The sequence below is a fragment of the Paenibacillus sp. Soil750 genome, from assembly GCF_001428045.1.
GTDB lineage: Bacteria > Bacillota > Bacilli > Paenibacillales > NBRC-103111 > Paenibacillus_E > Paenibacillus_E allorhizoplanae.
The window spans coordinates 357,570-372,673 of sequence record NZ_LMSD01000023.1; the positions used below are offsets into that span (position 1 = coordinate 357,570).

Here is a 15,104-nt window from a genome sequence, read left to right on the forward strand (position 1 = left end):
TTTTTTCTTTTGCTAGTTGAAATGGAAAGGAGCTACCCGTTTATGAAGTTGTTCTCTATCAAAAAGCTGATTTCGCCTACGGTGAGCATTCAGGGGAAAATCTTTGTAGCATTCAGTCTGGTTACGTTAATTGGCATCGTTGCTGTGACTAGTATTGTTTATTTATATATGAGAGAAACTGTGAAGAATAATGCCATTACTTCCGTTAACGAAAGCATAAGGCAGGCAGACGAGTCATTAAATCTCCGCTTGGAGGAGGTTAGTCGATTAAATACGGTCGTTGCTACGAATAAAACAGTGCTGGATACGCTGCTTAGCAAGACAGAGGAACCAAGCTACGAGTGGTTTCAGGAGCAAAAACGGATCGAGGAATTTTTATCGGCTTTGATTGCTTACAAATCCTACATTTCACGAGTGGCCGTCATTGGGTTGAATCAAAAGGTGTTTTTCGTCGGTTCTCCTTGGCTTGACAAGAACGTGTTATTCTCACCGATGATGGATGCTTTACTTCAAAATGGCTCAGGCCATGCTTATTTTCATCAAACAGGCTTCAATAACTCCATCGTTACCGGTCGCGAACTCCGTTATAACCGAAATTTAATCGGTATGGTGATGTTCGATCTCAATGACGATTTCATTAAGAAAATCTTTGATGTCAAACCGACATCGGACAGCATGCTGTACGTGGTAGACAGAAAAAATGAGTTCATCTACCAACCTCAAAACAGTACATTTGACAAAGAGACGATCATTCAAATGAATCAGAAACTGGCCGGAACGGACGGTTCGGTTGAAAGAATCATTAACCAACAATCTTACCTAGTTGTCACTCGGAAATCGGATTATACAGGATGGTCCACAGTGGCAATCGTTCCGATGAAGTCTCTCTTGACGGAAACGACCCATATTCGTAATGTATTGTCCACTGTAGCGATCATTGTGTTTGTAATTATCGTCATAGGGACACTGCAAGTTTCCTCCAGAATAACAAGAAATATTCGCAGATTACGTTCGATGATGATGCATGTCATGGAGGGCAATATGACCCTGCCAACCGTCGAAATTCATACCAAGGATGAAATAGGACAGTTATATCACGTTTTTAAAAGCATGGTTGAAGAATTAAAGCGTTTACTTGAAGGGATCGTAACAACCGAGAAAGAGAAGCGTGAAGCGGAATTGGCCGTTTTACAAGCTCAAATACGTCCGCATTTCCTCTATAACACGCTGAATACGGTTAAGTATTTGGCCAAGATTAACGGGGTGCCGAATATCGTAGAGGTATCAGAATCCTTGATTGAGCTGATGCGCGGCGTTCTTGGGAATACAAATGAATTTCTTACGCTGCAAGAAGAATTGCAGTACGTCCGCAGTTACGTGACCATTGAAAAATACAAATATGTAGAGCCTCTGCAACTGAATATCGATGTCGAAAATGAAGAGCTTTTACAACATAACGTTTTGAAGTTAATGCTGCAACCTCTTGTGGAAAATGCCATTCTTCATGGACTATCGGCCTCGGGGTATGAGGGTGTGGTGTTGATTCGGATTTATGAGGAGAACAAAGAGCTGCGAATTGAAGTGAGAGATAACGGCAAAGGGATGTCCCAGGAAAAGATTGAGGCGCTGTTTGAAAGGAATAAAGTCCAGACGAATACACGCTTTAGTGGTATGGGTGTTCAAAATGTCCATGAACGAATTGTACGCTTGTTTGGGGAGCCATACGGCGTGTTTGTTTATAGTGAACCCGATACGCATACGACTGTGCAGATTAGATTTCCATTACTGCCGGTTAAGAATCACTTGCCTCAGGAGGGATGAATGATGTTTCAAGTATTATTAGTTGATGATGAGGCATTGGCGCGTCATGACGTGAAGAGTATGTTGGATTGGGAAAAGCACGGGTTCACGATATGTGGTGAGGCGTATAACGGATCTATGGCACTTACCATGATGGAACAGATGACACCGCATATCGCGATCTTGGATGTGAGCATGCCGATCATGAATGGGGTAGAGCTAAGCCGGGAGATCAAGGAAAGATTTCCAAAGGTTAAAATGATTATGCTGAGCAGCTTTGACGACTATGATTATGTTCGGACTTGTCTGATGAATGGGGCTATTGATTACTTACTCAAACATAGATTACAAGCGTCAGCTCTGCTGACACTTCTCGATAAAGCGGTCCAAGAGCTGCGGAGTGAAGAAGCTCGAAACGCGCATAGCAAAATGATTGAACATCTAAGTCCGGTTATTCTTCGCGAGCACGTAGCTAATTTGGCTAGAGATACTGTTGATGCAAGTGAAGCGCTGCAGGTTTACGCACGTGACAATCAGCTCTATATGAATTCAATTAATTATGGATCTGCTGCTGTACAAATCGTCCCTTTTCTGTTGTTGACGGAGTCTTTAACCGATGTACAGAAGAATCGTTTAGTGCTTCAAGCGATCGAAGTCATGCAGATGGCGATTGGCGATGTTCAGAAACGGACGGTAGGCTATGTAGGGGAGGGACGTTTTATCGTCTTGTTTTCCTCAGAGGAGCGTAGTGAACATGCGGTTACGACGCAAATGAATCAAGCCATGAGTGCGCTATCGCATTCCTTGGAGAAATTCCTTAACTTAAAGTGCGTTTACGCGATAGGGCCTCTTTGCGGAAATTTGCGACTGGTTCGTCCAAGCTACATCAAAGCGAATCAAGAGTTGAACGTCCAACACGATCAGGATCTAAACGCATCCATATTGAAAGCCTCTCCAAGCATGAAAGAACAGAAGCAGCTGCTGCTTTATCTGGAGCAATTGGATGGCGAACGAGCTAGCCAATTCATTAAGACGATATTTGCTGAACTGCGCAGGCAGCCTGTGTATGGGTTGACCGTACAAATCATAGTCAGTGAACTGCTACATCTCGTTGAAATGGCATGGAAACGGCATAATCCGCAGACTGCTTTAGAAGATACCGAGCATATCCCCACAAGGGCAGAACTTGGACGTATGGGAAGTGTCTCTGAGCTTGAGCTTTGGATGGTAAACTACTATGCACGCCTTGTTGAGGCTATCAAGAAACAGCGTGTAGGAGGCTCATATTCGCGCCATATAACGAAAGCACTGCAATATATAGCTGACAACTATTCTTCTAATATTTCTTTGGACATGACGGCGAGTTCACTTAATCTGAATGCATCGTATTTAAGCAGACTGTTCAAAGAGGAAATGCAAATGACATTTACTGAGTATTTGAACCGGGTTCGTATTCAAACAAGCTGCATGCTCATGCAGTCAGGCACATATGCGTTAAAACAGATCAGCAGTGAGGTAGGGTTTGTAAGTTACACTTACTTTTTCAAGGTTTTTAAAAGTATTACAGAGATGACCCCTCAGGTGTATATGGATCAACTGAAACAGTCAAAAAAGTAGAATGGAAAGTCATAAATGTTGAATCGCAGGAAAGTGATAATTCCTTATACTGAGAGCAACCCTTAGAAAACGCTTTCTAAATAGGGCGAGAAAACAACTTGATCGGAGGAACAAAAGCATGAAAAGAAATTGGGGGACAGTACTTTTCTCAACGTTAGTTATTTCCAGTTTGACACTTTCCGCTTGCAGTTCGGACACATCTAGTAAAGAAAATGAGGGTAAAACCCCGGCGAATGAGTCAAAAGGTGTTACTACAGCAGGTTTTCCTATCGTTAAAGAGCCGCTGAAGCTAAAAATGTTTACACGAATCGCGCCGTCCAATGGGCCTTTTAAAGATATGCCAGTGTTCCAGGACTATGAAAAAATGAGCAATATCCAAGTTGAATTTATTGAAGCGCCAACAGATGGCTTCCCTGAGAAGAAGAACCTGTTGTTTGCCTCGAATGAGCTTCCTGATGTTATGTATCGCTCGGCCCTTACGCCTCTAGAGGCAACTCGTTATGGTTCTGGTGGTCAATTAATCCCACTGGAGAAGCTGATAGAAGCTTACGCACCTAACATAAAAAAATTAATGGAAACGTATCCAGAGATTCGTTCCGCTATTACAACACCCGAAGGTCATATTTATGCGCTACCAGGTATTGTGAGTGTCAACTCGGCCAGAACCGATAAAAAATGGATAAATCAAGCATGGCTGAAGAAGTTGAATCTGAAGGAACCAGAGACGACGGATGAGTTGTATGAGGTGTTGAAAGCTTTCCGGGATAAAGATCCCAATGGCAACGGCAAGCAGGACGAACTTCCAATGACGGCGCGTAATGGCCTCAGTATCGTACCAATCATGGCTGGCTCTTTCGGTCTAGACTTCCAATTAGGTTATAACATTAACCTAGAGAATGACAAGGTTAATCTCTGGATGGGAAGCGACCGGAATAAAGAATTATTGATGTATTTAAATAAGCTGTATGCGGAAAAGCTGTTGGATACAGAGCTATTTACGCAAAAGGAAGCGCAATATCTGACGAAGCAAGGGACGGGAAATACGGGCTTCTTCTTCGATCAGACGAACAATCCGATGTTGGATGGGAAGGTTCAAGATCAATATATCGGTATCGCACCGCTTAAGGGACCGCATGGTGATAGACTGCAATTAGCCGCTCCGGTACCGAGAGATTTTGGCGCATTTGCGATCACATCGGTAAATAAGAATCCGGAAGCAACGATGCGTTGGGTTGATTATTTCTATGGTGACGAAGGATCCACCATGCTGCGATTCGGACGTCAGGGTGAGAATTATGAGTTGAAAAATGGGATTCCTTATTACACGGATGCTTTCTTGGCTACTGGCAATCAATCCAAAATCACCCCTTATGCTGGAGGCGGGGCACCTCATTTGATCAGTGATAAGGTTGCTTCCTTCATTAACCCACCGCAAGTTCAAGAAGCACAGAAGAAGCTTGATCCATTCATGCCGAAGATTCGCTATGCAGCGCCTATGTTTGATGAGCAAACAGCGCAACAGATCAATATACTTCGTAACGATATTGATAAATATTACGAAGAGCAGAGTACGAAATTTATTGCTGGCGCCCTAAGTTTTGATAAATGGGGAGAGTTCCAGAACACATTGAAGAAAATGAAAATCGATGAACTGCAGAAGCTGTATCAGGTCGCCTATGATAACCTCAAACAGCAAAAATAAGCACGGCTGACGGCTGGAGGGCTACAGATGAACAATACAGCAAAGACAGCAGGCGTTGCGTCTCGAACCAAATCGAGGCGCTCCAGCCTCTTTAAAACATTGAGTAGTCGCTATGATCTCTACTTGATGCTGCTCATTCCCATTGTATATTACCTTGTATTCCATTATGGACCCTTATATGGTTTGCAAATTGCGTTTAAAAACTTCAGTCCGGCGAAAGGGATTAGCGGAAGCGCATGGGTGGGTCTTGATCATTTCCAGCGATTCGTTGAATCTTATTATTTCTGGCGGTTGCTATGGAATACGATCTCGATTAACTTGTTCTCTTTGTTGTTTGCGTTTCCAATCCCTATTCTACTTGCCTTAATCGTTACCGAAATCCGCAATAAAGCGTTCAGTAAAATTGTGCAAAACATTACGTATATCCCGCATTTCATCTCCATCGTCGTCATGGTAGGGATGCTGATGTTGTTCTTATCTCCGCGTGGTGGTCCTTTGAATGCCATTATTGAGTCGTTTGGCGGAGATCCGGTTCGATTTCTCGATTCGGCAGCGTGGTTCAAGCCGATCTTCATTAGCTCGAATATATGGCAAAATATGGGTTGGCAATCAATTATCTATATAGCAGCGCTCGCCGGAGTCAATCCGCAACTGTATGAAGCGGCTAAGATGGATGGCGCCAGCCGGATGCGGCGCATTTGGCACGTATCTATCCCAGGCATACTTCCGGTTATCGTCATTTTGCTTATTCTGGATGTAGGACATTTCATGAATGTTGGTTTCGAGAAAATATTGCTTATGCAAAATAATTTGAACTTGGATTCCAGTGATGTGATTTCCACTTTCGTGTACTCGACAGGTATTTTAAAAGGCGAATACAGCTATACAGCAGCTATTGGCTTGTTTAACTCTGTCATTAACTTGATATTATTATTACTCGTGAATCGCTTTGCCCGTAAAAAGGCGGAGACTAGTCTTTGGTGAGGAGGGACCTATGATGCAGGCACAAATGCGCAAGAAAAGGAAGTCGGATGAGAAAGTATTCGATGCCGTGGTTAACGGATTAGCATTCCTTATCGTCGTGGTGGTCCTGTACCCGCTCCTATTTATCGTGAGTGCCTCCTTCAGTGATCCTGCGTTGGTCTTGAATGGGGAAGTGATTTTGCTGCCTAAACAGATCACCTTAGAGGCCTATCAGAACGTCTTTCAAAACGAGCAAATATGGAACGGATACGCAAATACCATTTTGTACACGGCAGTAGGAACAATAATCAATTTGATCATGACGACATTAGCGGCCTACCCGCTGTCGAGACCAGACTTACCTGGTCGGGGAATTATCATGGTATTCATCACGCTAACCATGTTTTTCAGCGGAGGGCTTATCCCGTCTTATCTCCTTGTAAAAAATTTAGGCATGGTGGATACGATGTGGGCATTAGTCATTCCTGGTGCGATTGCCACATACAATTTGATCGTGATGAGAACCTATTTTCAATCCAACATCCCTTGGGAGATTCAAGAAGCGGCCCATATGGACGGATGTTCCAACTGGAAGTTATTAACCCATGTCATCTTACCGTTATCAAAGCCGATTATGGCGGTGATGGTCTTATTTTATGCGGTTGGTCACTGGAATTCCTTCTTCAATGCCTTGATTTATATTCGCAGCAAAGATTTATACCCGTTACAACTGGTGTTGCGTGAAGTACTGATGGTTAGTCAAGCCGACGTGGTGGACAGTAGTGTAGGTCTTGAATCCAAAATCCTTTTGGCTGAAAGCATCAAATATGTCGTCATTATTATTTCCAGCTTACCTGTATTACTGATGTACCCTTTTGTACAAAAGCATTTTGTGAAAGGCGTTATGATTGGTTCATTAAAAGGATAAAGAATGGAAGGAAGCGTTATGTTCATGCAAGCAAAAGCTAAGATTCAAGTGAATACGAATCAAGTCGGTAAGGACAGAATTAATCCGTATCTATTCGGCCATTTTGTGGAAGATATTCGTGATCATATGGATGCAATGTTGGCGTATCCGCTATCGGATATGGATTTTGAAAGTAACGATGTAACGTATAGAGGGCTTTCTGGAAGCTGGCGTCCATTCACGAATGGGAAAAGTACGGTGTTCGCGCTTGAACCTGCTGCTACTTATCACTCCGGGCATAGCCAACTGATACATATATATAGCGATGACGAGGCCTATGCAGGAGTTCGTCAAGCAATTGCTGTAAAAGAAGATCAGCATGGCTACGAATTAGCTCTCTATGCTAGAACTTCTATTGAAATTAAGTTCCTTACAGCAGAGATCGTGGACACAGCCAGTGGAGAAGTGCTGGGGTCTACCCGCATCGAGATCGAGAGTCATAACTGGAAACGATATGCATCTCGTATCAAGGTCAGTCGACTTTGTGAGCAAGCGGAGTTCAGATTATATGTTCCTGCGGAGCATGAACGCTGGAGAGATAATGTCTCCACAGGAATGCTTTGGCTGGATCATATTTCACTGCTTCCGTCTGACCATGTTGGCCTTGTTCGCAAGGAAGTTGTCGATATGACGAAGGACTTGAACGCCGGCATGATGCGGCTTGCAGGAAATTATATTAGTGCTTATCACTGGAAGCAGGCGATTGGCCCTGTGAATAAGCGCCCTTGTGTGATTAACGAAGCATGGGGAGGCTGGACGAATAAGTATTTTGGCACAGACGAGTTTATCCAATTTTGCCGTGACTTGCAGGTGGAGCCGCTTATTTGTGTGAACGATGGTTCTGGCACGCCGGAAGAAGCAGCCGAATGGGTTGAGTATTGTAATGGCGGTTTGGACACGCCAATGGGGAAACTGCGGGCTGCGAATGGACACGCTGAGCCGTATGGCGTGAAGTACTGGGAGATTGGCAACGAAGTCTGGGGGCCTTGGCAAGTCGGGCACTGCAGCGCAGAGCAATTCGCAGATCGTTACGTACGGTTCGCAAAAGCGATGAAGGCCATCGATCCTGAGATTAAGCTGCTTGCTTGTGGCGATGATAAGCAGGATTGGAACCGAATCCTGTTAGAGCGAGCTGCAGAGCATATGGATTATGTAACGTTGCATTTGTATCACGGCTATAATCGATTTGGGATGAATGATCGCACATCGAAAGAAGAACGTTATAAAGCAATCCTTTCCTATCCAGAATGGACACGGGAATCTGTTCGACAAGTAAGAGAATTGATCAACTCCGATTCGCGCTACACCCATCTGAAATTAGCAATCACCGAATATAACACGATGTACTATCCGAATACAATTCGTAAGGGACTTCCCAATGAACATACTCTTGAAGCAGCTGCTGCAAATGCAGCTAATTTGAATGAATTTATTCGAAATAGTGATCTAATCGAGATCGGCAGTTTCTCCGATTTAGTCAATGGCTGGCTTGGGGGATGTATTCGAGTAGGGGATTTCTATGCGGATCAGTTTCGAGGTAAGTCCTCGGGCAGAACGGAGAACGCCTTAACCGTATATGGTACACCAACCTATTATGTCATGAACATGTATGCTAACAGAGACTTAGGCTATGTCGTTCAGAGTCATACCGAATGTGGCAGCTTTAGTGTGAAGAGTCTTGTACCTACTGCGCCTAAGTTAGATGATTTGCCGAATTTGGATGTTGTGGCTTGCCAAAGTGTTGACCGAGATACACTCACGATCTTCATGGTGAATCGGGGTATAGAGAATGTCGTAACCGAAGTGCTGTTGGATGGATTCGTTAAGTCGGGTACAGCCCGTCTATTAGCACTAACAGGGGAACATGCGGATGCCTTCAATAATGTGCATCACCCGGAGGCAGTAGTTTGCAAAGGATTTGACGTTCCAGTTGTGAACGCCCAAGTAAGCTGTGAGCTAAAGGCATCGTCTGTCTACATACTGGAAATCACTCGCCTTAAAGGATAATTGGATGCGACAAGTTAAAAAGACATGGATTTGGATTGTAGTTGCTTGTGTACTTCTTTCGGCAATTGTGATGATTACGCCCCGGCTCTGGGGAAAGAAAGGGACCGATAGGATGGCGATATCTTTAAGTCAGACGTACCAGAATCCGTTCGGGTTGGAGCAGGAATGGGAAGATTACGGCATTGGGGATCCTTATGTTCTCCGGTTTGACGGCAAATATTATTTGTATTGCAGTACGAAGGATCGGAGAGTTGGTGTGAAAGCGTGGAGCTCTGACGATCTTGTGAACTGGCGCTATGAAGGCTTGGTAACCGAGGAGGCGATCAGTGAAGGTGCGTATGCACCCGAGGTCGTTTATTGGAACGGCGCATTCTATATGTATACGTCACCGGCGGGCAAGGGTCATTACGTTCTGCAAAGTGATAAGCCGACAGGACCTTTCGTGAAGAAGACGGATAATCTCGGTTTCACAATCGATGGCTCCGTGTTTATCGACGACGATGAGCAATGGTATTTCACACATGCCAAATTGAACGGTATCATGGCAAGCTTGATGAGTGATCCCTATACAATTGAACCGGGTAAGCAGTTGAACGCCACGCTCGGACATTGGACAGAAGGTTCCATGATCATCAAGCGTAACAAGCGCTATTTCATCACTTATACGGGAAATCACGTATTTAGCAAAGGATACCGTGTTAATTACGGGGTCAATCATGAATCTCCGATAGGTACCTATAAAATCCCTGAGAACAATCCGATTCTGATTTCCACAGCCAATGACTTCAACGGACTTGGCCACAGTGCGACAGTCATGGGTCCTGATCTAGATTCCTATTTTATGGTCTACCATAACCTAGTCGGACGGTCTGCAGAAGGACCGCCTGTTCGCAAACTGAACCTGGACAGGCTCGTGTTCAACGGTGACAAGATGTCTGTTCTCGGTCCGACACACGGTTCACCGCAGGAAGCGCCAAGAATGCCGGCGTTTCGCGACGTTCCGGGCGGTGCTCCTTCTGCTGACAAATGGGAGCAGGTGAGTCAAGCCGATGGTACGGAGATTTTGCTCACAAGAGCAGCTACAGGTAACTTGTACACCACTGAATACAATTTTAGATGGAATGTTGCGAAAAGTAGCGGGCTGAATTCTTCGCTGGATGCCATATTCGCATATGGGGATGCTGACAATTACCGTTTAACGCGTGTGAATGGAGCGACAATGGAGCTTTCTCTGATCGACCGTGTGAAAGGCGTCGAAACAGTTGTTGCGTCGAAGCACCTGCCGAGAGGGACGGATCTAGCGAAGATCCATACGATCCGGATCGAGTCAAGCAGCTCGGGTACAATCATTTATTGGGACGGACTGCTGAAGATCGAGCAAACCGCAATGGCTGGGAAAGCTGGCCGAATCGGTTATGCGTGGCCGCAAGGGGCGAAGCCTGAGCTTCATTACACAGCCTTCTCGAATGAAGTGAACGGCAGTAGTGATAGGCATGTGATCAAACCGCTACCCGGTACATTGGAAGCTGTTCATGCTGATGTTGAAGGCAGTCCAGTTATCCAATCTGGCTTAACGCCGGATGGCAGTGATGCAGTCGTCCTTTCGAAGAAGGAAGATGGTCTCAACTTTCCGATCAACGTCCGTGAGGATGGCAGCTATCTGCTTTCCGTAAATGCAGCCAAGACTTCGGCAGGTTCAACGTTGGCGGTTGAAACCAACGGAAACATCAAGTCAATCAAGCTGGACGCGTCTTTATTCGCAGACGATGCAGCGTGGACAAAGATACCGCTTGGCGAGTTCGAGCTGAAAGCAGGAACACAATGGCTGTCGCTGCATGGTGCGAAGGGAGAAGTCACGCTTCGATACGTGGAAGCGAGTCAAACTGTTGCTGTGCCAGAGCAGACGGTCATTAAACCGACGGCCGTCGGCCTTGTTAATCGATTCGGCGGGGACCCCGGTTGGACGGATTATTCCGTAAGTTTCGATGTGACACTCAAAGCAACAACGTCGGACGAAGTGGGCGTCCTGCTGCGGACTACGAACGAGTCTGATTTCAAGGATCAGGTGAAGGATGCTTTCATGGGCTACACGCTTGCTTTTCTGAATGACAAAGTTGTGCTAAGGCGTGTAAGCTACGAGAACTCGGTGGAAGCGACATCCGGCGCTCTTGCTTTTAAACCTGGACAAACCCGCCACATTTCTGTGAACCTGAAAGGAACATCCATGGAAGTTTTCTCTGAAGATAGCCATAAACCTATCTTGACGTGGAAGGATCCGAATGCGTTTCTACTAGGTCGTGTCGGCCTGCGTGGCGTATCGACAGCTTGGACGATTTCACCACTGATGATAACTAACAAGTAGTAGTAGTGAATTTTGGGAACTTTGAGCTCCAGCGGAATCATCGGATTGTGCGATTAAATGAAGTTGTTTAACATGAATAAGACCGGAACTCCAAACAAGGGGTTCCGGTTTTTTTTTTTTTTTTTTTTTTTTTTTTTTTATTGTCATCTATTGTCGTTGAATCGAAAGTAAAAGCTGTGGAATTTCGCTTAGGCTGTGAACCTCAAAGGTTGGTCGAATGGGAAGTGTTGGGGGAACATGATGGCGGTTAATCCAAATGTTAGTGATATCGACGGACTGCGCCCCTCGTATATCTGTTATAAGCGTATCTCCAATCATTACCGTATCACTCGGAGTGAGACTAAGCAGATCCAGCGCATGGCGATAAATGGCAGGATTCGGTTTGCCGACTCCGTAGGTCCCAGAAATCACAATATGATCAAAATAATCCGCAAGTCCCGGTATACTATCAATTTTTTCTTGTTGGATATCAGGTGCGCCATTGGTCATTAGCAATAGTTTATATTCTTTGCGTAATTCCTCAAGTACGTTGAAGGTGTCGTCGTAAACATAAGGACGATTTCTTCTTTCCTCCATGAATTGATGAGCCAGTTGGACAGCTAATGATGGATTATCAATGCCTAGTACGTTTAGTCCTTGACTCCATACGTCACGTCTGTATTGGGGGGCTAACTCTTGCATTCTGCCAAAATTCGGATGTTCGCCTTGATGGAAATTTCCCCATAATGCTTCTAGATCGGTCACATCAATCATATGCAACCAATCATATAATTCCAAAGCTTTAAATAGCTGACTTGCCGATTCACGTATGGCATGTTCAAGTTGCACAGCATCTACAGCGAATTGAATTGCCGCTTGACGACATGTTGCCTGAAACGACTCGTTAATGCTCTTCTCATCCCATAATAAGGTGTTATCTAAGTCGAAAATTAGGGCTTGCTTCTTATACATAGATGTGAAATCCTCCTTGTTTTGGATCTCTAATGCAGCAACATAGGATCTGTATGTTTTCTGGAATGTTGTTGTTTTATTGAGGTTTAAGTTGATAGTACCTTATAAATCGTGCTTTATCAATTGATTTTTCGTTCGATTAAACAAAAATCAACAACAAACAACAATATTAAACAAAATGTAAGGTTCTTAATGGGGAAATCCCATTAGGAGCCTTTTTTCTTTAAATCAAACTAAAACAAAATAAAACAACACAAAAACATAAATTTTACATGTATTTAACCGTGAGATGACAAATGCCTTGTATCATAAGAAACAAGAACAACCAAATCCAACCTGAGGTGACTACGATGTACGAGAACAAAGCCTATATGAAGACCGAAGGCGATATCAATTTGACGGATGCGCGCCAAGCGTGGTTGAGCGATCAAGTGGATGATGCAGTGCGAACCATTCTTCAAGAGGATGAGGATGTCTTCTTACACCAAACATTGTCTTCACCTTGTCTAAACGTCTTATCTGCTTGTGAAGGGATTTACGTAGAGGATGCTCAGGGAAGAAGAATTATGGATTTCCACGGCAACAATGTGCATCAGCTTGGCTTTGGCCATCCGGAAGTTATTGAAGCCGTCAAACAGCAGTTGGATCAACTCTCTTTCTGCACCAGAAGATATACGAATGTTCCTGCTATTGATCTGGCCAATAAATTAGTTGAACTAACGAACGGATCGCTGAGCCGTGTGCTTTTCGCACCGGGAGCGACATCGGCGATTGGCATGGCTTTGAAGCTAGCGCGGGCTGTCACTGGAAAGTATAAGACACTTTCCATGTGGGGCGCTTTTCACGGCGCTTCCCTCGATGCCAAATCTGTTGGCGGTGAGGGTGCTTTCCGCAGAGGGCTTGGACCTTTGCTCCCTGGCGCGGAGCATGTAATTCCTTTTAACTCCTACCGCTGTGTGTTTTCCGGCTTTTATCGCATTTGCGGTTGATCGATTCGTGGATCGAAAGCAACGTTCAATGACCTCCTCCAAATCAACGCCTTATCAAATTCCGGAGGGGAAATGGCGTGATCGGTTGTATCGTGTGTTTTGTTGGATGATGACGATTGCAATCTTGATCCCTCTGGCAAAGTCACAAGTAAAACCATATAATTACACTACAACGCAATGAAAAAATGGGGGTTACATGTTATGTCATTGATTGGTGAAGAGCGAAAGGATTATATCCTTAACCAGCTTAATCTGGAAGGCAAAGTAAAGACAAATGAGTTAGTTGAGAGTCTTGGTGTGTCTTCGGAGTCGATTCGTAGATATTTAGAGGAGCTGGAGGAAGAAAACAAGCTAAAGCGGGTGTATGGCGGTGCGGTGAAAATCAATCTCTCACGTGAAGAACCTTCTCAATTAAAGCGCGAAGTGCTGTACGCAGAAGAGAAACGGAAAATCGGTAGAGCAGCAGCCACGTTGGTTGAGGATAATGAAGTTATTTTCATCGATGATGGCACGACGACGCTACATATGATTGATTATTTATTGAATAAGAAAAATATTACCGTATTGACGAATTCGGTTCCTGCCCTATATTTACTAATCGATTATAAAAATAAAGAGTTATTTTCAGGCGATATTTTCTTTATCGGCGGCAAAGTGAGCTCCGTGCAATCCCGTGTATCAGGATCATTAGCCGAAAAAATGTTAGAGAATTTCTACGCGGATAAAGCCTTCATCTCGATTGATGGAATCATGATGAACAAGGGCATTACAGGCTTTGATGAAGAACGTGGTCAATTAGCCAAAAAAATGATGGAACAGTCCAAGAACAATATCGTCGTCACGGATCACTCCAAATTCGGGCTTGTCCAATTTTATAAAATAGCAGATTTGAAAGATGTTGATATTATCGTCAGCGATGTCCCAGCACCGAAGGAATGGGAAGAGTATTTATTGAAAAAAGACGTGGCATGGGTCGCGGCTACGTAATGAATTCCATGGCATGCATTCAAATACCTTTCGATAAAGTTTTATCGAGGGGTATTTGTTTGATTAATTGCAATTAATTGGTATGAATTTGTTTTGAGGAGAGAGACGCGATGGGTCTTCTTTACCAGGTGATACAAGTTGAGAGAAGCCTTATAAAGTGGAAGGTAGAGTGCATTTGGTTTATTAATGTGGGCGTTAACGTTAAATGAAGTTAAGATAGCTATACGGATGATTAATAGTGTAGTTATAATGTTTAATAGGGACATTTAATGGCTCCAATTCATCAGGAGTTACTAATGACCTGTGTCGAAATATTCGAAAAGGGGCAAGTTGTATGAACGAAACTGAAAAAAATTACAACACTGGAGTAGAGGCAACATTAGAGGTAATTGGTGGGAAATGGAAACCTGTTATTCTCTTTCATTTGACATTCGGTAAGAAACGTAATAATGAATTTAAGAGCTTGATTCCCGCAATTACCCAAAAGATGTTAACGCAGCACCTTCGGGAGCTTGAAGAAGAGGGTGTCATCTTACGTATTTCCTATAATCAGGTACCACCTAGAGTTGAGTATGAGTTGACAGACTACGGCTGGAGTTTAAAGGAAATCCTACATCTGATGTGTCGTTGGGGAGACTCGCATATAGAGAGAAAGTACGAGGGAAAGGCTACTGTTCTGGCTAATCCAATACTTACTGACGTTAATAACAGTTAAGAAACCGACCCAATACAAGGTCGGCTTTCTTATTTTATACGGTA

Annotated in this window: 11 protein-coding genes; 10 read left to right on the forward strand and 1 reads right to left on the reverse strand. The window is 44.1% G+C overall.

Translation table 11 applies throughout. The annotated features are described in order from the left end of the window. Positions 1-42: 42 nt before the first annotated feature. The 7 genes from ASL11_RS21615 (at position 43) to ASL11_RS21645 (ending at position 11,418) form a co-directional block, all read left to right on the forward strand. Positions 43-1,821, forward strand: a complete 1,779-nt coding sequence (locus ASL11_RS21615; protein ID WP_056620230.1) for a cache domain-containing sensor histidine kinase — start codon at positions 43-45, stop codon at positions 1,819-1,821. Continuing rightward, entirely contained in the window at positions 1,822-3,417 is a 1,596-nt protein-coding gene (locus ASL11_RS21620) for a response regulator transcription factor (protein WP_056619502.1), read from the forward strand. A gap of 118 nt (positions 3,418-3,535) precedes the next feature. Continuing rightward, positions 3,536-5,119: an extracellular solute-binding protein gene (locus ASL11_RS21625; RefSeq protein WP_056619505.1), complete on the forward strand. Its 1,584-nt coding sequence runs from the start codon at positions 3,536-3,538 to the stop codon at positions 5,117-5,119. A gap of 27 nt (positions 5,120-5,146) precedes the next feature. Further along, a complete protein-coding gene (locus tag ASL11_RS21630) occupies positions 5,147-6,103 on the forward strand; it encodes an ABC transporter permease (RefSeq protein ID WP_056619508.1) in 957 nt (318 codons plus the stop codon). A gap of 10 nt (positions 6,104-6,113) precedes the next feature. After that, positions 6,114-7,010, forward strand: a complete 897-nt coding sequence (locus ASL11_RS21635; RefSeq protein ID WP_442953074.1) for a carbohydrate ABC transporter permease — start codon at positions 6,114-6,116, stop codon at positions 7,008-7,010. Positions 7,011-7,034: 24 nt separating this feature from the next. After that, positions 7,035-9,056 (forward strand): alpha-L-arabinofuranosidase C-terminal domain-containing protein, encoded by a 2,022-nt coding sequence (locus ASL11_RS21640; RefSeq protein ID WP_056620231.1) that lies wholly within the window; start codon positions 7,035-7,037, stop codon positions 9,054-9,056. A 4-nt stretch (positions 9,057-9,060) separates the two neighbouring features. Next, on the forward strand, positions 9,061-11,418 hold the full coding sequence (locus tag ASL11_RS21645) for a family 43 glycosylhydrolase (RefSeq protein ID WP_056619513.1): 2,358 nt from the start codon (positions 9,061-9,063) through the stop codon (positions 11,416-11,418). Between the two features lie 147 nt (positions 11,419-11,565). Here the strand turns inward: ASL11_RS21645 and ASL11_RS21650 are convergent, their stop codons facing one another. Then, positions 11,566-12,369: an HAD family hydrolase gene (locus ASL11_RS21650; RefSeq protein ID WP_056619516.1), complete on the reverse strand. Its 804-nt coding sequence runs from the start codon at positions 12,367-12,369 to the stop codon at positions 11,566-11,568. A gap of 350 nt (positions 12,370-12,719) precedes the next feature. Between ASL11_RS21650 and ASL11_RS21655 the strand changes: the two genes are divergently transcribed. The 3 genes from ASL11_RS21655 to ASL11_RS21665 all read left to right on the forward strand — a co-directional run bounded on the left by ASL11_RS21655 (position 12,720) and on the right by ASL11_RS21665 (position 15,060). Then, complete coding sequence (locus ASL11_RS21655) at positions 12,720-13,358, forward strand: aminotransferase class III-fold pyridoxal phosphate-dependent enzyme (RefSeq protein WP_056619519.1); 639 nt, start codon at positions 12,720-12,722, stop codon at positions 13,356-13,358. Between the two features lie 201 nt (positions 13,359-13,559). Further along, positions 13,560-14,345 carry a DeoR/GlpR family DNA-binding transcription regulator gene (locus ASL11_RS21660; protein ID WP_056619521.1) on the forward strand — a complete coding sequence of 262 codons (786 nt, stop codon included), beginning with the start codon at positions 13,560-13,562 and terminating at the stop codon, positions 14,343-14,345. A gap of 334 nt (positions 14,346-14,679) precedes the next feature. Then, positions 14,680-15,060 carry a winged helix-turn-helix transcriptional regulator gene (locus tag ASL11_RS21665; protein WP_056619524.1) on the forward strand — a complete coding sequence of 127 codons (381 nt, stop codon included), beginning with the start codon at positions 14,680-14,682 and terminating at the stop codon, positions 15,058-15,060. Positions 15,061-15,104 lie beyond the last annotated feature (44 nt).

What these genes read in the sequence shown, in the direction of transcription:
- ASL11_RS21625 (WP_056619505.1), top strand. Translation starts at nt 3,536, where the DNA reads ATGAAAAGAAATTGGGGGACAGTACTTTTCTCAACGTTAGTTATTTCC.
- ASL11_RS21645 (WP_056619513.1), top strand. Translation starts at nt 9,061, where the DNA reads ATGCGACAAGTTAAAAAGACATGGATTTGGATTGTAGTTGCTTGTGTA.
- ASL11_RS21615 (WP_056620230.1), top strand. Translation starts at nt 43, where the DNA reads ATGAAGTTGTTCTCTATCAAAAAGCTGATTTCGCCTACGGTGAGCATT.
- ASL11_RS21660 (WP_056619521.1), top strand. Translation starts at nt 13,560, where the DNA reads ATGTCATTGATTGGTGAAGAGCGAAAGGATTATATCCTTAACCAGCTT.
- ASL11_RS21635 (WP_442953074.1), top strand. Translation starts at nt 6,114, where the DNA reads ATGATGCAGGCACAAATGCGCAAGAAAAGGAAGTCGGATGAGAAAGTA.
- ASL11_RS21620 (WP_056619502.1), top strand. Translation starts at nt 1,822, where the DNA reads ATGATGTTTCAAGTATTATTAGTTGATGATGAGGCATTGGCGCGTCAT.
- ASL11_RS21665 (WP_056619524.1), top strand. Translation starts at nt 14,680, where the DNA reads ATGAACGAAACTGAAAAAAATTACAACACTGGAGTAGAGGCAACATTA.
- ASL11_RS21650 (WP_056619516.1), bottom strand. Translation starts at nt 12,369, where the DNA reads ATGTATAAGAAGCAAGCCCTAATTTTCGACTTAGATAACACCTTATTA.
- ASL11_RS21630 (WP_056619508.1), top strand. Translation starts at nt 5,147, where the DNA reads ATGAACAATACAGCAAAGACAGCAGGCGTTGCGTCTCGAACCAAATCG.
- ASL11_RS21655 (WP_056619519.1), top strand. Translation starts at nt 12,720, where the DNA reads ATGTACGAGAACAAAGCCTATATGAAGACCGAAGGCGATATCAATTTG.
- ASL11_RS21640 (WP_056620231.1), top strand. Translation starts at nt 7,035, where the DNA reads ATGCAAGCAAAAGCTAAGATTCAAGTGAATACGAATCAAGTCGGTAAG.